Annotated in this window: 15 protein-coding genes; 8 read left to right on the top strand and 7 right to left on the bottom strand. The window is 52.8% G+C overall.

Annotation, left to right across the window (positions count from 1 at the left end; all coding sequences use genetic code 11):
- From tssD (OGV83_RS08395) to yhhY, 6 genes are all read right to left on the bottom strand, one after another.
- Nucleotides 1–152 (bottom strand): type VI secretion system tube protein TssD (tssD, locus tag OGV83_RS08395; protein ID WP_286463515.1); only part of this gene is annotated, 152 nt, incomplete at its 3' end.
- A 344-nt stretch (nucleotides 153–496) separates the two neighbouring features.
- Nucleotides 497–742, bottom strand: coding sequence for a MarR family transcriptional regulator (locus tag OGV83_RS08390; protein WP_114848069.1), 246 nt, complete (start codon nucleotides 740–742; stop codon nucleotides 497–499).
- Between the two features lie 22 nt (nucleotides 743–764).
- Nucleotides 765–1043, bottom strand: a complete 279-nt coding sequence (locus OGV83_RS08385) for a YrhB domain-containing protein (RefSeq protein WP_114848068.1) — start codon at nucleotides 1041–1043, stop codon at nucleotides 765–767.
- A 41-nt stretch (nucleotides 1044–1084) separates the two neighbouring features.
- Nucleotides 1085–1342: a hypothetical protein gene (locus OGV83_RS08380; RefSeq protein ID WP_114848067.1), complete on the bottom strand. Its 258-nt coding sequence runs from the start codon at nucleotides 1340–1342 to the stop codon at nucleotides 1085–1087.
- A 1-nt stretch (nucleotide 1343) separates the two neighbouring features.
- On the bottom strand, nucleotides 1344–2597 hold the full coding sequence (gene tssD / locus OGV83_RS08375) for a type VI secretion system tube protein TssD (RefSeq protein WP_286463422.1): 1254 nt from the start codon (nucleotides 2595–2597) through the stop codon (nucleotides 1344–1346).
- Nucleotides 2598–2805: 208 nt separating this feature from the next.
- Nucleotides 2806–3294 carry an N-acetyltransferase gene (gene yhhY, locus OGV83_RS08370; RefSeq protein ID WP_049012102.1) on the bottom strand — a complete coding sequence of 163 codons (489 nt, stop codon included), beginning with the start codon at nucleotides 3292–3294 and terminating at the stop codon, nucleotides 2806–2808.
- A 511-nt stretch (nucleotides 3295–3805) separates the two neighbouring features.
- On the opposite strand from yhhY, the gene OGV83_RS08365 reads away from it, so the two are divergent.
- From OGV83_RS08365 to gntU, 5 genes are all read left to right on the top strand, one after another.
- Entirely contained in the window at nucleotides 3806–4843 is a 1038-nt protein-coding gene (locus tag OGV83_RS08365; protein WP_286463421.1) for an oxidoreductase, read from the top strand.
- A gap of 124 nt (nucleotides 4844–4967) precedes the next feature.
- Nucleotides 4968–5663 carry a quercetin 2,3-dioxygenase gene (gene yhhW, locus OGV83_RS08360; protein WP_275155851.1) on the top strand — a complete coding sequence of 232 codons (696 nt, stop codon included), beginning with the start codon at nucleotides 4968–4970 and terminating at the stop codon, nucleotides 5661–5663.
- Nucleotides 5664–5828: 165 nt separating this feature from the next.
- Entirely contained in the window at nucleotides 5829–6824 is a 996-nt protein-coding gene (gene gntR, locus OGV83_RS08355; RefSeq protein WP_024131020.1) for a gluconate operon transcriptional repressor GntR, read from the top strand.
- A 139-nt stretch (nucleotides 6825–6963) separates the two neighbouring features.
- Nucleotides 6964–7494, top strand: coding sequence for a gluconokinase (gene gntK / locus OGV83_RS08350; RefSeq protein ID WP_024131019.1), 531 nt, complete (start codon nucleotides 6964–6966; stop codon nucleotides 7492–7494).
- Nucleotides 7494–8834 (top strand): gluconate transporter, encoded by a 1341-nt coding sequence (gene gntU, locus OGV83_RS08345; RefSeq protein WP_047460635.1) that lies wholly within the window; start codon nucleotides 7494–7496, stop codon nucleotides 8832–8834. The genes gntK and gntU overlap by 1 nt, the downstream gene beginning before the upstream one ends.
- 102 nt (nucleotides 8835–8936) lie before the next feature.
- Here the strand turns inward: gntU and yhgN are convergent, their stop codons facing one another.
- Nucleotides 8937–9530, bottom strand: coding sequence for an NAAT family transporter YhgN (gene yhgN / locus OGV83_RS08340; protein WP_012135540.1), 594 nt, complete (start codon nucleotides 9528–9530; stop codon nucleotides 8937–8939).
- A gap of 191 nt (nucleotides 9531–9721) precedes the next feature.
- Between yhgN and asd the strand changes: the two genes are divergently transcribed.
- From asd to glgX, 3 genes are all read left to right on the top strand, one after another.
- On the top strand, nucleotides 9722–10828 hold the full coding sequence (asd, locus tag OGV83_RS08335; RefSeq protein ID WP_012135538.1) for an aspartate-semialdehyde dehydrogenase: 1107 nt from the start codon (nucleotides 9722–9724) through the stop codon (nucleotides 10826–10828).
- A gap of 365 nt (nucleotides 10829–11193) precedes the next feature.
- Nucleotides 11194–13380 (top strand): 1,4-alpha-glucan branching enzyme, encoded by a 2187-nt coding sequence (gene glgB, locus OGV83_RS08330; protein ID WP_248622799.1) that lies wholly within the window; start codon nucleotides 11194–11196, stop codon nucleotides 13378–13380.
- A complete protein-coding gene (gene glgX, locus OGV83_RS08325; protein WP_286463418.1) occupies nucleotides 13377–15350 on the top strand; it encodes a glycogen debranching protein GlgX in 1974 nt (657 codons plus the stop codon). Before glgB ends, glgX begins: the two co-directional genes overlap by 4 nt.
- The last annotated feature ends 14 nt before the right edge of the window (nucleotides 15351–15364 follow it).

Genomic DNA, 15364 nt, shown 5'->3' with positions numbered 1-15364 from the left:
GTACTGGTTATGCTATTCGAGAGTGAAAATACGAAAATTTCATCCTCGTGTCCGGTTTGCCAGCGGTTGCCCACTGAGGCTATCGTTCCACATCCGGCAGAAATAGCGCCCTGCTGTTGTCCTGAAACCGTCAGGTAGACGATATCACTCATTCCATTCAAATCCTTCTGTTACGTGCTGTCGTAAATAATGGCGTCGCTTGCTCCTTATCCATTTCTTTATTTACGCCTGATGACGTCGTTCGTATACAGAAGAAACGAAAACTTTCACTTTTAGACTAATGCTTTGAGGGTAATCTTATTGGATGTGATATGCAGGATAAATATATCTGTATATATGATAAATTGTGGTGATTAGTATGGGATTTTCCTGGGGTTATTATTGCAATACTGGAGGGGACTTATCGGGTCGTTCTAACTGCTGGCTCACTTTCGCTGGTGCAATCCGAATCGGTGTTCTGAACGGTTGCTATGGTGAGTTGCAGTCAGAACTAATATTATAAATTCTCTTTTTTTAGTCGCCTGTATCCTTGTTCTGAGACGTGGTAGTGAGGCATGGACTTATGCCCGCTATCTTCAATATTTACCAGACCCTCGCTAGCCAATTTATTCACAATATTAACGACATTGCTGAACCCCGGGATTATTTTCATGGAAAGCGTGCGATCCAGATTCATCCAGTTCCAGTTAATATCTTTTTCGGCCATAACTTTTAGTACGTTAAGTTCAGTTTCAGTTATCATAGTTAATTGTATCCGGGTAAGCTTAGCTTCGTGCTTTTTTGCTCTCTTCGTAGTCTTTTAAATATTTCTCCAGCGGCCAGGTAGTACCTAAATCAAAGATTTCACCGCTATCTTTATCGATGATGAAAGGAGTGTTTCCTGCCAGACGGGAAGCGTTGTCTCCGGTTTTGAGATACTCCATTGATTCGAAACAAAAAAACCAACCTTCTGTAAATCTTCCGTGGAGTGTGATGACGACAGGGGCATCTGTATCGTGAAGATACTTATTGGCTTTGTTTATGGCTTCTTTGTAAGTGATCATTAGCATTCCCCTTAAAGCGCATAACTTTATTATCTGGATTTCTACTTTTTCCGCTCAAGCCCAATATATTCTACAAAACCTTCTCCTGAATAAATATTCATTCTTATTCTAAGTATGTCTATTGTATCTTTTGCTCGCTCTTTAGGAATGAACAGCACAAAAACTCTGTCGTCACCATCAATAATTACTCCTGAAGCCAATTGTGAAAATATATTGTCTGGCAATATATAATCACCCAATGTCTTTCTGCTAATTTCTTTTGCTTTTTGTTCTAAAATGTCTAAAGGTATTTTTTTCATTCTATGGTCTCCATTCTGGGCTAATTAAATCGCCATCAGGTGAAAAGTTGAACCTGCGTCCATAAGGATCAGATATAGAACTCTTACTATTCAAATTGTGATCCTTAAATATCTTCAAAATCGCTCTATCACCAAGAGAAGATCTTAATGTTCCATCTGGATGAACATGGCTGGACCATCGCCAACCTTTAGCAGCAAGCTCTTCAGCTTCAACAATGCCTATTGGTACTCCGGTTGCATTTCCGCGAATAATCAATCTTCTACCACCTGTTGTAAACATTGCAAACTCGTCGCCTGTAGCTGCACTAAGCGCTGCTAAATCATTCTGCCCAAAGCCTTTGGTTACAATAATTCTTGAGCCCATTTTGGGCAATTGTGTCAGCGTTTTTGTTTGTGCAACACTCAAGTCTTCAGCACCAGCGGCAATTGCGCGGTAATTTTGTCCTGTTGTTGCAATGGTAGTGGTGTCAATGCTATCTGGAACTGATAGTGTCTTCCAGACTTTTGCCTGTCCGAACTTTTCCACCTCCGAAGCTAATCCTAACCGCCCCATACCAAAGACAGAAGCGATTGATGCTAAGGCTATTATGGTTCCTTTCGTTTGATCATTCAGGACGTGATCATATCCCTTAATCGCATCTCCTCCCAACTTTTCTGCCGTTTCCCTGAAACCTTCGATATTCCCGTTGTAGATACCTCCGGCGGCAAGCAATCTGCCAACCCCTTTGCTGTTTAACGTTTTGAGGCTATTATCTGCGGGTGTTTTTGGACGGGGGATAAACAGACGGTTGTAGTTCTCGGGCAAGGCCAGGTAGCTAAACTCAGTGTTGGCAATAAGGTGTTTGCAGAGGATATATTCATAGCTGATGGTTATTGTTTCTGTATCTAAATTATTTTCGCTGAATTGGTGTTGAATACCTGATAGAAATGCTCCCCGCAGTTGAATATAATAATACTTCTCCCATCTACCGAATCTATTGATGCGGTAGAAATAAAACTCCATATACAACTGCTCGTTGTTGTTAATAGCATTAACAAACAACGGCGTGCTTTTATCGATCAGTTTACAAAATCGCAGTCCGTGCAAATGAGAACCTTTACCAGTACTGGTTATGCTATTCGAGAGTGAAAATACGAAAATTTCATCCTCGTGTCCGGTTTGCCAGCGGTTGCCCACTGAGGCAGTGCTTCCACATCCATCGGAAATAGCACCTTGCAACTCCCCTGCAATTGTCAGGTAGACAATATTTCCCATTATTACCTTATCCTTTAATAACGGCATGCTAAATGTATTAGATGTGAATCCTTTCTTTATTATCTGTTTACGCTCTATTCTCAGATTCGTATACAGAGTTAATAAATGTTTTCACTTTAGCCAAATATTATTGAGGATATTCTGAATTGGGCCGGACTACTTTTAATTACGGGATATTCCCCTCTCCTGGAGAGAGGGGAGGCGAAAATTACTTCATCCGCGCCATAAAGTATGCGTCGACATACTCACCGTTACGCAGTGCGTACTTCTTGCCGGTGCCTTCAATCTCAAAACCATGCTTCTTGTAGACCGCCACGGCGGGTTCATTATCGACAAATACCGTTAGCTCGATACGCTCCACACGCAGCCAGTTATCACACATGTCGATCATGGTACGGAGCAGCGCGCTGGCGACCCCACGATTTTGCCACCGCGCATCAACACTGATGCCAAAATCGGCGACATGGCTGCGGCGCGGACGCTGGATGACCGCAATGGTGAGATGCCCCACGACAGTATCGTCAATACAGGCGACCAGCTGTTTGATGCCGGGCTGGTCGGCTAGCCGCTCCTGCCACATCGCACTGGAAGGATGAGGAACCTGTAGCGTGTTGTGATACACCTCCGGCTGGGCATGGATCTGACGAATTGCGTCGTAATCTTTTGATTCCGCGTGGCGTATCACTATCTCACTCATTTCTGTGTCCTTAGCAGATTAAAAGTCCTTTTAAACATCATTGACTTTAAAAACGGAGTCAACTGCATTTTTTTGCAAAAAGTATTGGACAAGTGCGAATGAGAATGATTATTATTGCTCTGCGTTCAGGGAGACCCTTGCGGAGAACCTGAAAGCACGACATTGCTCACATTGCTTCCAGTATTACTTTAGCCAGCCGGGTGCTGGCTTTTTTTTTGAGCTGGGTGTTCGGCCTGGCTTACTTGTCATTTTGTCCCCGGGAAGTGCTCGTGCTCCTCACGTACATTTAGTACGCTCCGGGCCCTGCGCGCTTGCCGTGAACAAACTGACCGCGACGCCGACGACCGATCTTGAGGCTGTAGGCCGGATAAGCATAAGCGCCATCCGGCATCACAAGAGCCATTACCGGATGACGGCTTTGCCTTATCCAGCCTACGATCGTTTCACCGCTATTTCCCACATGTTGTTTGCGCTATGGTGTATGCAATCACCTTTCAAAAAGGACACTCCCATGACCTTACACTGCGCATTTATTGGCTTTGGTAAAAGCACCACCCGCTACCATCTGCCGTATGTTCTTAACCGTAAAGGCAGCTGGCATGTTGCGCATATCTTCCGCCGTCACGCGAAGCCGGAGGAGCAGGCGCCGATCTACTCGCATATTCACTTCACCAGCGATCTTGATGAAGTGCTGAACGATCCGCAGGTAAAACTGGTGATCGTCTGTACCCATGCGGACAGCCATTTTGACTACGCCCGGCGCGCGCTGGAGGCGGGAAAAAACGTGCTGGTGGAAAAACCGTTTACGCCAACGCTTGCCGAGGCGAAAGTGTTGTTCGAACTGGCGCGGAGCAAAGGGCTGACCGTCACGCCGTACCAGAACCGCCGCTTTGACTCCTGTTTCCTGACTGCCAAAAAAGCGATTGAGAGCGGTAAACTGGGCGAGATTGTTGAAGTTGAAAGCCACTTTGATTACTACCGACCGGTTGCGGAAACCAAACCTGGCCTGCCGCAGGACGGCGCGTTTTACGGCCTCGGCGTGCATACGATGGATCAAATTATTTCGCTGTTCGGACGCCCGGATCATGTGGCCTATGACATCCGCAGCCTGCGCAATAAAGCCAACCCGGATGATACGTTCGAAGCGCAGCTGTTTTACGGCGATCTGAAAGCCATCGTTAAAACCAGCCATTTAGTGAAGATCGATTACCCGAAATTTATCGTTCACGGCACCAGAGGCTCGTTTGTGAAGTACGGCATCGACCAGCAGGAAGCCAGCCTGAAGGCCAATATCATGCCCGGCGAACCGGGGTTTGCGGCGGATGATTCTGTCGGCCTGCTGGAATATGTTAATGACGAAGGCGTGACGGTGAAAGAAGAGATGAAACCGGAGGTCGGCGACTATGGCCGCGTTTATGACGCTCTGTTCGAGACCATTACGCATGGCGTGCCGAATTACGTCAAGGAATCTGACGTTCTCACCAACCTTGAGATCCTTGAGCGGGCGTTTGAACAGGCGTCTCCGGCCACAGTAACCCTTGCGAAATAAACAAAATCAACGCCTCTGGGCTTGTTCATAATTTTTGAACAGAGGAGTCAATTTTCACCCTCTATGATCCCGTCTGGATTGGGTTCACACTTACTCCATCGAAAACATCTGGGGGGTGAATACAATGATCTACTTACGCAAAGCAAACGACCGTGGTCATGCGAATCATGGCTGGCTGGATTCCTGGCATACTTTTTCTTTTGCAAACTACTATGACCCTAACTTTATGGGCTTCTCGGCACTGCGCGTGATTAACGATGACGTTATTGAAGCAGGCCAGGGCTTTGGGACGCACCCGCATAAAGACATGGAAATCCTGACCTATGTGCTGGAAGGCGCAGTGGAACACCAGGACAGCATGGGTAACAAAGAGCAGGTTCCTGCCGGTGAGTTCCAGATAATGAGCGCCGGGACGGGCATTCGTCACTCGGAATACAACCCGAGCAATACCGACCGCCTGCGTTTGTATCAGATTTGGATCATGCCGCAGGAAAACGGGATTACGCCGCGTTACGAGCAGCGTCGTTTTGACGCCGTACAGGGCAAACAGCTGGTGCTGTCGCCGGATGCGCGCGACGGTTCGCTGAAAGTGAATCAGGACATGGAGCTGTACCGTTGGGCGCTGCTGAAAGACGAACAGTCGGTACACCAGATCTCCGCCGAACGCCGCATCTGGATTCAGGTGGTGAAAGGTGACGTCACCATTAACGGCACCAAAGCGTCTACCAGCGACGGTCTGGCGATTTGGGATGAGCAGGCGATCTCCATCCATGCCGACAGCGATAGCGAAGTGTTACTGTTCGACCTGCCGCCAGTTTAAATTTGCGTAATCTTGCCCGATGGCGCGCAGCTTATCGGGCCTACGCGCTGATCCAGGCCGGATAAGACGCGAAAGCGTCGCCATCCGGCTTTTCATCGTTTGTCATTAATTCCGCACGTCCGTGGTAAACTGGGGAAATCTATCCCTTTTATGCCTTTCAGGACGATGAAAAAGAAAAGACCCGTACTTCAGGATGTGGCTGACCGCGTAGGCGTGACCAAAATGACGGTCAGCCGTTTTCTGCGTAACCCGGAGCAGGTCTCCGTCGCGCTGCGGGGCAAGATCGCTGCTGCACTTGATGAACTGGGTTACATTCCCAATCGTGCTCCCGATATTCTTTCTAACGCGACCAGCCGTGCGGTGGGCGTTCTGCTGCCGTCGTTAACCAACCAGGTTTTCGCCGAGGTGTTACGCGGAATTGAGACCGTCACCGATGCCCACGGCTACCAGACGATGCTGGCGCACTACGGCTATAAGCCGGAAATGGAACAGGAACGTCTGGAGTCGATGCTGTCATGGAACATTGACGGGCTAATCCTCACTGAACGTACCCATACGCCGCGCACGCTCAAAATGATTGAAGTCGCGGGCATTCCGGTGGTGGAGCTGATGGACAGCAAATCGCCATGCCTCGATATCGCCGTCGGTTTTGACAACTTTGAAGCCGCGCGTCAGATGACCGCCGCGATTATCGCGCGCGGCCATCGTCATATCGCCTATCTGGGGGCGCGCCTCGACGAACGTACTATCATCAAACAGAAGGGCTATGAACAGGCCATGCTGGACGCCGGGCTGGTGCCCTACAGCGTGATGGTGGAGCAATCGTCGTCTTACTCTTCCGGGATTGAGCTGATCCGCCAGGCAAGACGCGAATACCCGCAGCTGGACGGTATTTTCTGTACCAACGATGACCTTGCCGTCGGGGCGGCGTTCGAATGCCAGCGTTTAGGGCTCAAAATTCCTGATGATATGGCGATTGCCGGTTTCCACGGCCACGACATTGGTCAGGTGATGGAACCGCGTCTGGCCAGCGTACTCACGCCGCGTGAGCGGATGGGCAGTATCGGCGCAGAGCGCCTGCTGGCGCGCATACGCGGTGAAGCGGTGACGCCTAAAATGTTAGATTTAGGTTTCACCTTGTCACCGGGTGGATCTATTTAGTCCAACAAATTTGAAGTAGCTCACACTTATTCACTTCTGCCACGAATGGATATTGCTTCTATTCTGGTCCGGCCGGACAATGTTACCGATAACAGTTACCCGTAACAATTCCTGATCCTTGTACTGTGGGGGCACCACTTTGAGCACGACTAACCATGATCACCACATTTACGTTCTGATGGGCGTATCAGGCAGTGGCAAATCCGCTGTCGCCAGCGAAGTGGCGCATCAGCTGCATGCCGCGTTTCTTGATGGCGATTTTCTCCATCCGCGTTGCAACATCATGAAAATGGCCTCCGGCGAGCCGTTGAATGACGACGACCGCAAGCCGTGGTTACAGGCGCTGAACGATGCGGCGTTTGCGATGCAGCGAACCAATAAGGTATCGCTGATTGTCTGTTCCGCACTGAAAAAACACTATCGCGACCTGCTGCGCGACGGTAATCCAAACCTGTCTTTCATCTACCTGAAAGGGGATTTTGACGTTATCGAAAGCCGCCTGAAGGCACGTAAAGGCCACTTCTTTAAAACGCAGATGCTGGTAACTCAGTTTGACACGCTGGAAGAGCCGGGCGCTGACGAGAGCGATGTACTGGTGGTGAATATCGATCAGCCGCTGGAAGGTGTCGTGGCAAGCACCATTGAGGTCATTAACAAAGGCAGTAAGTAGTGAGTACATTAACGCTTGTTTTAACAGCAGTAGGTTCTGTTTTACTGCTGCTGTTTTTAGTGATGAAGGCGCGTATGCACGCCTTCGTTGCTTTGATGGTGGTGTCTATTGGCGCTGGTCTCTTTTCCGGTATGCCGCTCGATAAAATCGCGGCGACGATGGAAAAAGGGATGGGCGGTACGCTTGGCTTCCTGGCGATTGTCGTCGCACTGGGCGCCATGTTCGGCAAAATTTTGCATGAGACGGGCGCAGTCGATCAGATTGCCGTCAAAATGCTCAAGTCTTTCGGCCACAGCCGCGCGCATTACGCGATTGGTCTGGCGGGGCTGATTTGCGCGCTGCCGCTGTTCTTTGAAGTCGCCATTGTGCTGCTGATCAGCGTCGCATTCTCTATGGCGCGCCATACCGGAACAAACCTTGTGAAACTGGTCATTCCGCTGTTTGCGGGCGTGGCGGCGGCTGCGGCGTTTCTGCTGCCCGGGCCTGCGCCGATGCTGCTGGCGTCCCAAATGCACGCTGATTTTGGCTGGATGATCCTGATTGGTCTGTGCGCGGCAATCCCTGGCATGATCATCGCCGGGCCGCTGTTTGGTAATTTCATTGGCCGCTATGTGGAACTGCACGTCCCGGACGACATTACCGAACCGCATCTGGGCGAAGGTAAAATGCCGTCATTTGGTTTCAGCCTCTCGCTGATCCTGCTGCCGCTGGTGCTGGTAGGGCTGAAAACGATCGCCGCGCGCTTTGTCGCGGAAGGTTCCAGCGCTTACGAATGGTTTGAGTTTATCGGCCACCCGTTCACCGCGATTCTGGTGGCGTGCCTGGTGGCAATCTATGGCCTGGCGGTGCGTCAGGGGATGGCGAAAGATAAAGTCATGGCGATCTGCGGTCAGGCGCTGCAACCGGCGGGCATTATTCTGTTGGTGATTGGCGCAGGCGGCGTGTTCAAGCAGGTTCTGGTGGATTCCGGCGTTGGCCCGGCGCTGGGCGAAGCGTTAACCGGCATGGGCTTGCCGATTGCCATCACCTGCTTCGTGCTGGCGGCAGCGGTGCGTATCATTCAGGGTTCCGCGACCGTCGCGTGCTTAACGGCGGTGGGGCTGGTGATGCCGGTGGTGGAACAACTGAACTTCTCCGGCGCGCAGATGGCGGCATTGTCTATCTGTATCGCGGGCGGTTCTATCGTGGTCAGCCACGTAAACGACGCCGGTTTCTGGCTGTTCGGTAAATTCACTGGCGCGACCGAAGCGCAAACGCTGAAGACCTGGACGATGATGGAAACCATCCTCGGCACCGTCGGCGCGATTGTTGGTATGATTGCGTTCCAGCTTCTGAGCTGAGTCTTGTTGCCCGGTGGCGCGCCGCTTACCGGGCCTACAAGTGAGCACATATCCACACCGTAGGCCGGGTAAGCGCAAGCGCCACCCGGCTTTTTTACATCCTTAACCTTTCATCCACATCCGAATGCCGTCCAGGAACATCTGGGTCGCCATCATTACCAGAATCAACCCCATCAGACGTTCCAGCGCGTTAACCCCTTTCTCGCCCAGCAGACGCAGGAACAGCGACGATTGCAGCAGAATCACAAACGTGCCGCCCCAGGCGATCAGCAGAGCGATGACCAGATGCCCCATTTGGTTCGGATACTGATGCGATAACAGCATCAGCGTCGCCAGGATGGTCGGGCCCGCCACCAGAGGGATGGCCAGCGGTACGATAAACGGTTCTTCGCCCGCCGGGAGTCCGGCGCTGTTGCCTGATGCGCTGGGGAAAATCATCTTAATGGCGATCAGGAACAGAATAATCCCCCCGGAGATCGACACGGTTTCCGCCCGCAGGTTGAGAAAGGCCAAAATTTTCTCGCCCGCAAACAGGAAAATGAGCATCAGTAAAAGCGCAATAAACAGCTCGCGAACCATAATCGCCCGGCGGCGCTTTGGTTCGGTATGTTTCAGTACGGACATGAAAATGGGCAGGTTTCCGAGTGGATCCATAATCAGGATCAATAAAACTGCCGCTGAAATGATTTCATTCATAACTCAAATTCCCTGATAATTACTGCGGACTTTCTGCTTGCTTAGGAAGCGGGATAAGTCGCATTACTGATGGCTTCGCTATCATTGATTAATTTCACTTGCGACTTTGGCTGCTTTTTGTATGGTGAAGGAAGAACCAGTAGGACACTGGTTTGCATACACAGCACACATCTTTGCAGGAAAAAAACGCTATGAAAAATGTTGGTTTTATCGGCTGGCGCGGTATGGTCGGCTCTGTACTCATGCAACGCATGGTTGAAGAGCGCGACTTCGATGCCATTCGCCCTGTTTTCTTTTCTACTTCCCAGCTTGGGCAGGCAGCGCCGACGTTCGGCGGTACGCCCGGCGGCACACTTCAGGATGCCTTTGATCTCGACGCGCTGAAGGCGCTTGATATCATTGTGACCTGTCAGGGCGGCGATTATACCAACGAAATCTATCCAAAGCTCCGTGAAAGCGGCTGGCAGGGCTACTGGATTGACGCGGCATCCTCGCTGCGCATGAAAGACGACGCCATCATTATTCTTGATCCGGTTAACCAGGATGTCATTACCGACGGCCTGAACAACGGCATTAAAACCTTCGTCGGCGGTAACTGTACCGTCAGCCTGATGCTGATGTCGCTGGGCGGTCTGTTTGCTAATGACCTGGTGGACTGGGTTTCTGTTGCGACTTACCAGGCGGCGTCTGGCGGCGGCGCGCGTCATATGCGCGAACTGCTGGCGCAGATGGGCCACTTGTACGGTCACGTAGCCGATGAGCTGGCGACGCCTTCTTCCGCGATCCTCGACATTGAGCGCAAAGTGACGACCCTGACCCGCAGCGGCGACCTGCCGGTTGATAACTTTGGCGTACCGCTGGCGGGCAGCCTGATTCCGTGGATCGACAAACAGCTCGATAACGGCCAGAGCCGCGAAGAGTGGAAAGGCCAGGCGGAAACCAACAAAATTCTCAACACCTCTTCCGTGATCCCGGTGGATGGTCTGTGCGTGCGCGTCGGCGCGCTGCGCTGCCACAGCCAGGCGTTCACCATTAAACTGAAAAAAGACGTGTCTGTTCCGACCGTAGAAGAACTGCTGGCCGCGCACAACCCGTGGGCGAAAGTGGTGCCCAACGATCGTGACATTACCCTGCGTGAGTTAACCCCGGCAGCCGTTACCGGCACGCTCACCACGCCGGTTGGCCGCCTGCGTAAGCTGAACATGGGGCCGGAGTTCCTCTCCGCCTTTACCGTTGGCGATCAGCTGCTTTGGGGCGCGGCAGAACCGCTGCGTCGTATGCTGCGTCAGCTGGCGTAATTGTGGATGGCCTGGTAGCGCGACGACGCTTATCAGGCCCACCAATAACGTGAATCATCAGGCCGGATAACGCATCGCCGCCATCCGGTAAACAAAACAGAGTTTAAATGTTGGGTGCTGAGTCACCCTTTTTTTTGCGTAATACAGGAGTAAGCGCAGATGTTCCAATATTTACCAGGAGTAAGATAAAGCATTGGCTATTCTTTAAGGGTGTCTTAATACCGGAGGTATTAAGCCTTAGCCTGAAGGTGGGACGGGGCAGAGAGGATGCACATTGGTGCTGCGCCGTTCAGGTCAAAGAAGTGTCACAACCTGATGTCGAAGATCAGTTGGAAGGGGTGACACCATAAAACAGGAAGACAGCCATGTCCGATCGTATCGATAGAGACGTGATTAATGCGCTAATTGCGGGCCATTTTGCGGACCCTTTTTCCGTACTTGGTATGCACCAAACCACCGCGGGACTGGAAGTCCGCGCCCTATTGCCTGATGCCACCGAAGTGTGGGTGATTGAACCGAAAACCGGACGTAAAGTCGGCAAACTGGAATGTATCGACTCACGCGGTTTTTTTAGCGGTGTGCTCCCCCGACGCAAAAATTTCTTTCGCTATCAGCTCGCTGTTGTCTGGCATGGACAGCAGAATCTGATTGACGATCCTTACCGTTTTGGCCCGCTGATCCAGGAAATGGATGCCTGGTTGCTGTCTGAAGGCACGCATTTACGCCCGTATGAAACGCTGGGCGCACATGCCGACACAATGGACGGCGTTACTGGAACCCGTTTTTCCGTCTGGGCGCCGAATGCCCAGCGCGTCTCCGTCGTTGGGCAATTCAACTACTGGGATGGTCGCCGCCACCCGATGCGCCTGCGCAAAGAGAGCGGTATCTGGGAGCTGTTTATTCCCGGCGCGCAACACGGTCAGTTGTACAAGTTCGAGATGATCGATGCGCATGGCAAGCTGAGAATCAAAGCCGATCCGTATGCGTTTGAAGCGCAAATGCGCCCGGAAACGGCCTCGCTGATCTGCGGTCTACCGGAAAAAGTGGTGCAGACGGAAGAGCGCAAACAAGCCAACCGGTTCGATGCGCCAGTCTCCATCTATGAAGTGCATCTGGGCTCGTGGCGTCGTCATACCGATAACAATTTCTGGCTGAGCTACCGCGAACTGGCGGATCAGCTTATTCCATACGTAAAATGGATGGGCTTTACCCACCTCGAACTGCTTCCTGTTAATGAACATCCCTTTGATGGCAGCTGGGGCTACCAGCCGACCGGGCTGTATGCGCCGACCCGCCGTTTCGGCACGCGCGATGACTTCCGCTATTTCATCAATGCCGCTCATCAGGCGGGTCTGAACGTCATTCTTGACTGGGTGCCGGGCCACTTCCCGTCGGATGATTTTGGTCTGGCGGATTTCGACGGCACCAAACTGTATGAGCACAGCGACCCGCGCGAAGGGTATCACCAGGACTGGAACACGCTTATCTATAACTACGGGCGCCGTGAAGTCAGCAACTATCTGGTCGGGAACGCGCTTTACTGGATTGAGCGTTTCGGCATTGATGCGCTGCGTGTAGACGCCGTGGCGTCGATGATTTACCGCGACTACAGCCGCAAAGAAGGCGAGTGGATCCCCAACGAGTTCGGCGGGCGTGAGAACCTGGAAGCCATTGAGTTCTTACGCAATACCAACCGTATTCTGGGAGAGCAGGTGCCTGGCGCGGTGAGCATGGCCGAGGAGTCCACTGACTTCGCTGGCGTGTCCCGACCACAGGATATGGGCGGACTGGGTTTCTGGTACAAATGGAACCTGGGCTGGATGCATGACACGCTGGACTACATGAAGCTGGACCCGGTTCATCGCCAGTATCATCACGATAAGCTGACCTTCGGCATGCTCTACAACTACACCGAAAACTTTGTCCTGCCGCTGTCGCATGACGAAGTGGTGCATGGCAAAAAATCGATTCTCGACCGTATGCCTGGCGACGCCTGGCAGAAATTCGCCAACCTGCGCGCCTATTACGGCTGGATGTGGGCGTTCCCCGGTAAGAAACTGCTGTTTATGGGCAACGAGTTCGCCCAGGGGCGCGAGTGGAACCACGACGCCAGCCTTGACTGGCATCTGCTGGAAGGCGGCGACAACTGGCACCACGGCGTACAGCGGCTGGTGCGCGATCTCAACCATACCTATCGCCACCATAAAGCGCTGCATGAACTTGATTTTGACGCTTACGGTTTTGAATGGCTGGTGGTGGATGATAACGAACGTTCGGTGCTGATTTTTGTCCGCCGCGATAAAGTCGGCAATGAAATCATCGTCGCCAGCAACTTTACCCCGGTGCCGCGCCATGACTATCGTTTTGGCATCAATCAGCCAGGGAAATGGCGGGAGATTGTGAATACCGACTCCATGCACTACCACGGCAGCAATACCGGCAACGGCGGGGGGGTGCACAGCGACGAGATCGCCAGCCACGGCCGCCAGCACTCATTGAGTCTGACGCTGCCGCCGCTGGCCACCATCTGGCTTGTGCGGGAGGGTGAATGACGCAACTGGCAACCGGCAAAGCGACACCGCATGGCGCGACGTATGACGGTCATGGCGTCAACTTCACGCTCTTTTCGGCGCATGCGGAGCGCGTTGAACTGTGCGTGTTTGATGCGCTCGGCAATGAGCAGCGGTATGACCTGCCGGGGCGCAGCGGCGATATCTGGCACGGCTACCTTGCCGACGCCAGACCCGGCCTGCGCTACGGGTATCGCGTACACGGCCCGTGGCAACCCGCGCAAGGGCACCGCTTTAACCCGGCAAAACTGCTTATCGATCCCTGCGCTCGCCGCGTTGAAGGAGAGCTGAAGGATAACCCGCTGCTGCACGGCGGGTACGACGAGCCGGACCATCGTGATAATGCCGCTGTTGCCCTGAAGTGCGTTGTCACCGCCGACCGCTATGACTGGGAAGATGACGTCCCGCCGCGCACGCCGTGGGGCAACACGGTCATCTACGAAGCGCATGTGAAGGGGCTGACGTACCTGCATCCGGCGATCCCGTCAGAGATTCGCGGCACCTGGAAGGCGCTGGGCCATCCGGTGATGATCGCGTATTTCAAGCAGTTGGGCATTACCGCGCTGGAGCTGTTGCCGGTGGCGCATTTTGCCAGTGAACCGCGCTTACAGCGCCTGGGGCTGTCGAATTACTGGGGCTATAACCCGGTGGCGATGTTCGCGCTGCATCCGGCTTATGCCTGCTCCCCGGAAACGGCGCTGGATGAGTTTCGCGATGCCATCAAAGCGCTGCATAAAGCCGGTATTGAAGTCATTCTTGATATTGTGCTGAACCATAGCGCGGAGCTGGATCTCGACGGGCCGCTCTTCTCCCTGCGCGGAATCGACAACCGTAGCTATTATTGGATCAAGGAGGATGGCGACTATCACAACTGGACCGGCTGCGGCAACACCCTCAATCTGAGCCATCCCGGCGTGGTGGAGTTTGCGTGCGAGTGCCTGCGCTACTGGGCTGAAACATGCCATGTGGACGGTTTTCGTTTTGATCTGGCCTCCGTGATGGGGCGCACCCCGGCGTTCCGTCAGGATGCGCCGCTGTTTACCGCCATCAACAATTGCCCGGTATTGTCGAGCGTGAAGCTCATTGCTGAGCCCTGGGATATCGGCGAAGGCGGCTATCAGGTGGGGAATTTCCCGCCGCCGTTTGCCGAGTGGAACGACCATTTCCGTGACGCGGCCCGCCGCTTCTGGTTGCAACGCAATCTGCCCCTCGGTGAGTTTGCCGGACGTTTCGCCGGTTCCAGCGATGTGTTTAAACGCCACGATCGCCTGCCCAATGCGTCCGTCAATCTGATCACCGCGCATGACGGTTTTACGCTGCGTGACTGTGTTTGTTTCAATCAGAAACACAATGAGGCGAACGGTGAGGAAAATCGGGACGGCACCAACAACAATTACAGTGATAATCATGGTAAAGAGGGATTAGGCGGCACGCTGGATCTGATTGAACGGCGGCGCGACAGCATTCACGCCCTGCTGACCACGTTGTTGCTCTCTCAGGGAACGCCGATGCTGCTGGCGGGCGATGAACACGGCCATAGCCAGCACGGCAACAATAACGCTTACTGCCAGGATAACGCGTTAACCTGGCTGGACTGGCAGCAGGCAAACAGTGGGCTAACCACCTTTACCGCTGCATTGATTCATCTTCGCCAGCAGATACCGGCATTAGTGGGAAATCGCTGGTGGGAAGAAAATGACGGCAATGTTCGTTGGCTGAATAAAAATGCAGAGCCCTTAAGCGCGGGCGAGTGGGAAAACGGGCCGAAACAGATGCAGATCCTGCTTTCAGACCGCTTCCTTATCGCGATAAACGCCACGCTTGAGGTGACAGATATCGTTTTACCTGAAGGGGAGTGGCACGCTATTCCCCCATTCGCTGGAGAGGATAATCCGGTGATTACGGCTGTCTGGCAGGGACCTGCGCACGGACTGTGTGTGTTCCAGAGATGATAAAAAAGGAGTTA

It is taken from the genome of Citrobacter sp. CK189, assembly GCF_030333505.1.
Lineage (GTDB): Bacteria > Pseudomonadota > Gammaproteobacteria > Enterobacterales > Enterobacteriaceae > Citrobacter_B > Citrobacter_B koseri.
The sequence above is the reverse complement of the archived record's forward strand: the minus strand, read 5'-3'. Positions and strand labels throughout refer to the sequence as shown.

What these genes read in the sequence shown, in the direction of transcription:
- OGV83_RS08390 (WP_114848069.1), bottom strand. Translation starts at nt 742, where the DNA reads ATGATAACTGAAACTGAACTTAACGTACTAAAAGTTATGGCCGAAAAA.
- OGV83_RS08385 (WP_114848068.1), bottom strand. Translation starts at nt 1,043, where the DNA reads ATGATCACTTACAAAGAAGCCATAAACAAAGCCAATAAGTATCTTCAC.
- OGV83_RS08380 (WP_114848067.1), bottom strand. Translation starts at nt 1,342, where the DNA reads ATGAAAAAAATACCTTTAGACATTTTAGAACAAAAAGCAAAAGAAATT.
- tssD (WP_286463422.1), bottom strand. Translation starts at nt 2,597, where the DNA reads ATGGGAAATATTGTCTACCTGACAATTGCAGGGGAGTTGCAAGGTGCT.
- yhhY (WP_049012102.1), bottom strand. Translation starts at nt 3,294, where the DNA reads ATGAGTGAGATAGTGATACGCCACGCGGAATCAAAAGATTACGACGCA.
- OGV83_RS08365 (WP_286463421.1), top strand. Translation starts at nt 3,806, where the DNA reads ATGACCTTACACTGCGCATTTATTGGCTTTGGTAAAAGCACCACCCGC.
- yhhW (WP_275155851.1), top strand. Translation starts at nt 4,968, where the DNA reads ATGATCTACTTACGCAAAGCAAACGACCGTGGTCATGCGAATCATGGC.
- gntR (WP_024131020.1), top strand. Translation starts at nt 5,829, where the DNA reads ATGAAAAAGAAAAGACCCGTACTTCAGGATGTGGCTGACCGCGTAGGC.
- yhgN (WP_012135540.1), bottom strand. Translation starts at nt 9,530, where the DNA reads ATGAATGAAATCATTTCAGCGGCAGTTTTATTGATCCTGATTATGGAT.
- asd (WP_012135538.1), top strand. Translation starts at nt 9,722, where the DNA reads ATGAAAAATGTTGGTTTTATCGGCTGGCGCGGTATGGTCGGCTCTGTA.
- glgB (WP_248622799.1), top strand. Translation starts at nt 11,194, where the DNA reads ATGTCCGATCGTATCGATAGAGACGTGATTAATGCGCTAATTGCGGGC.
- glgX (WP_286463418.1), top strand. Translation starts at nt 13,377, where the DNA reads ATGACGCAACTGGCAACCGGCAAAGCGACACCGCATGGCGCGACGTAT.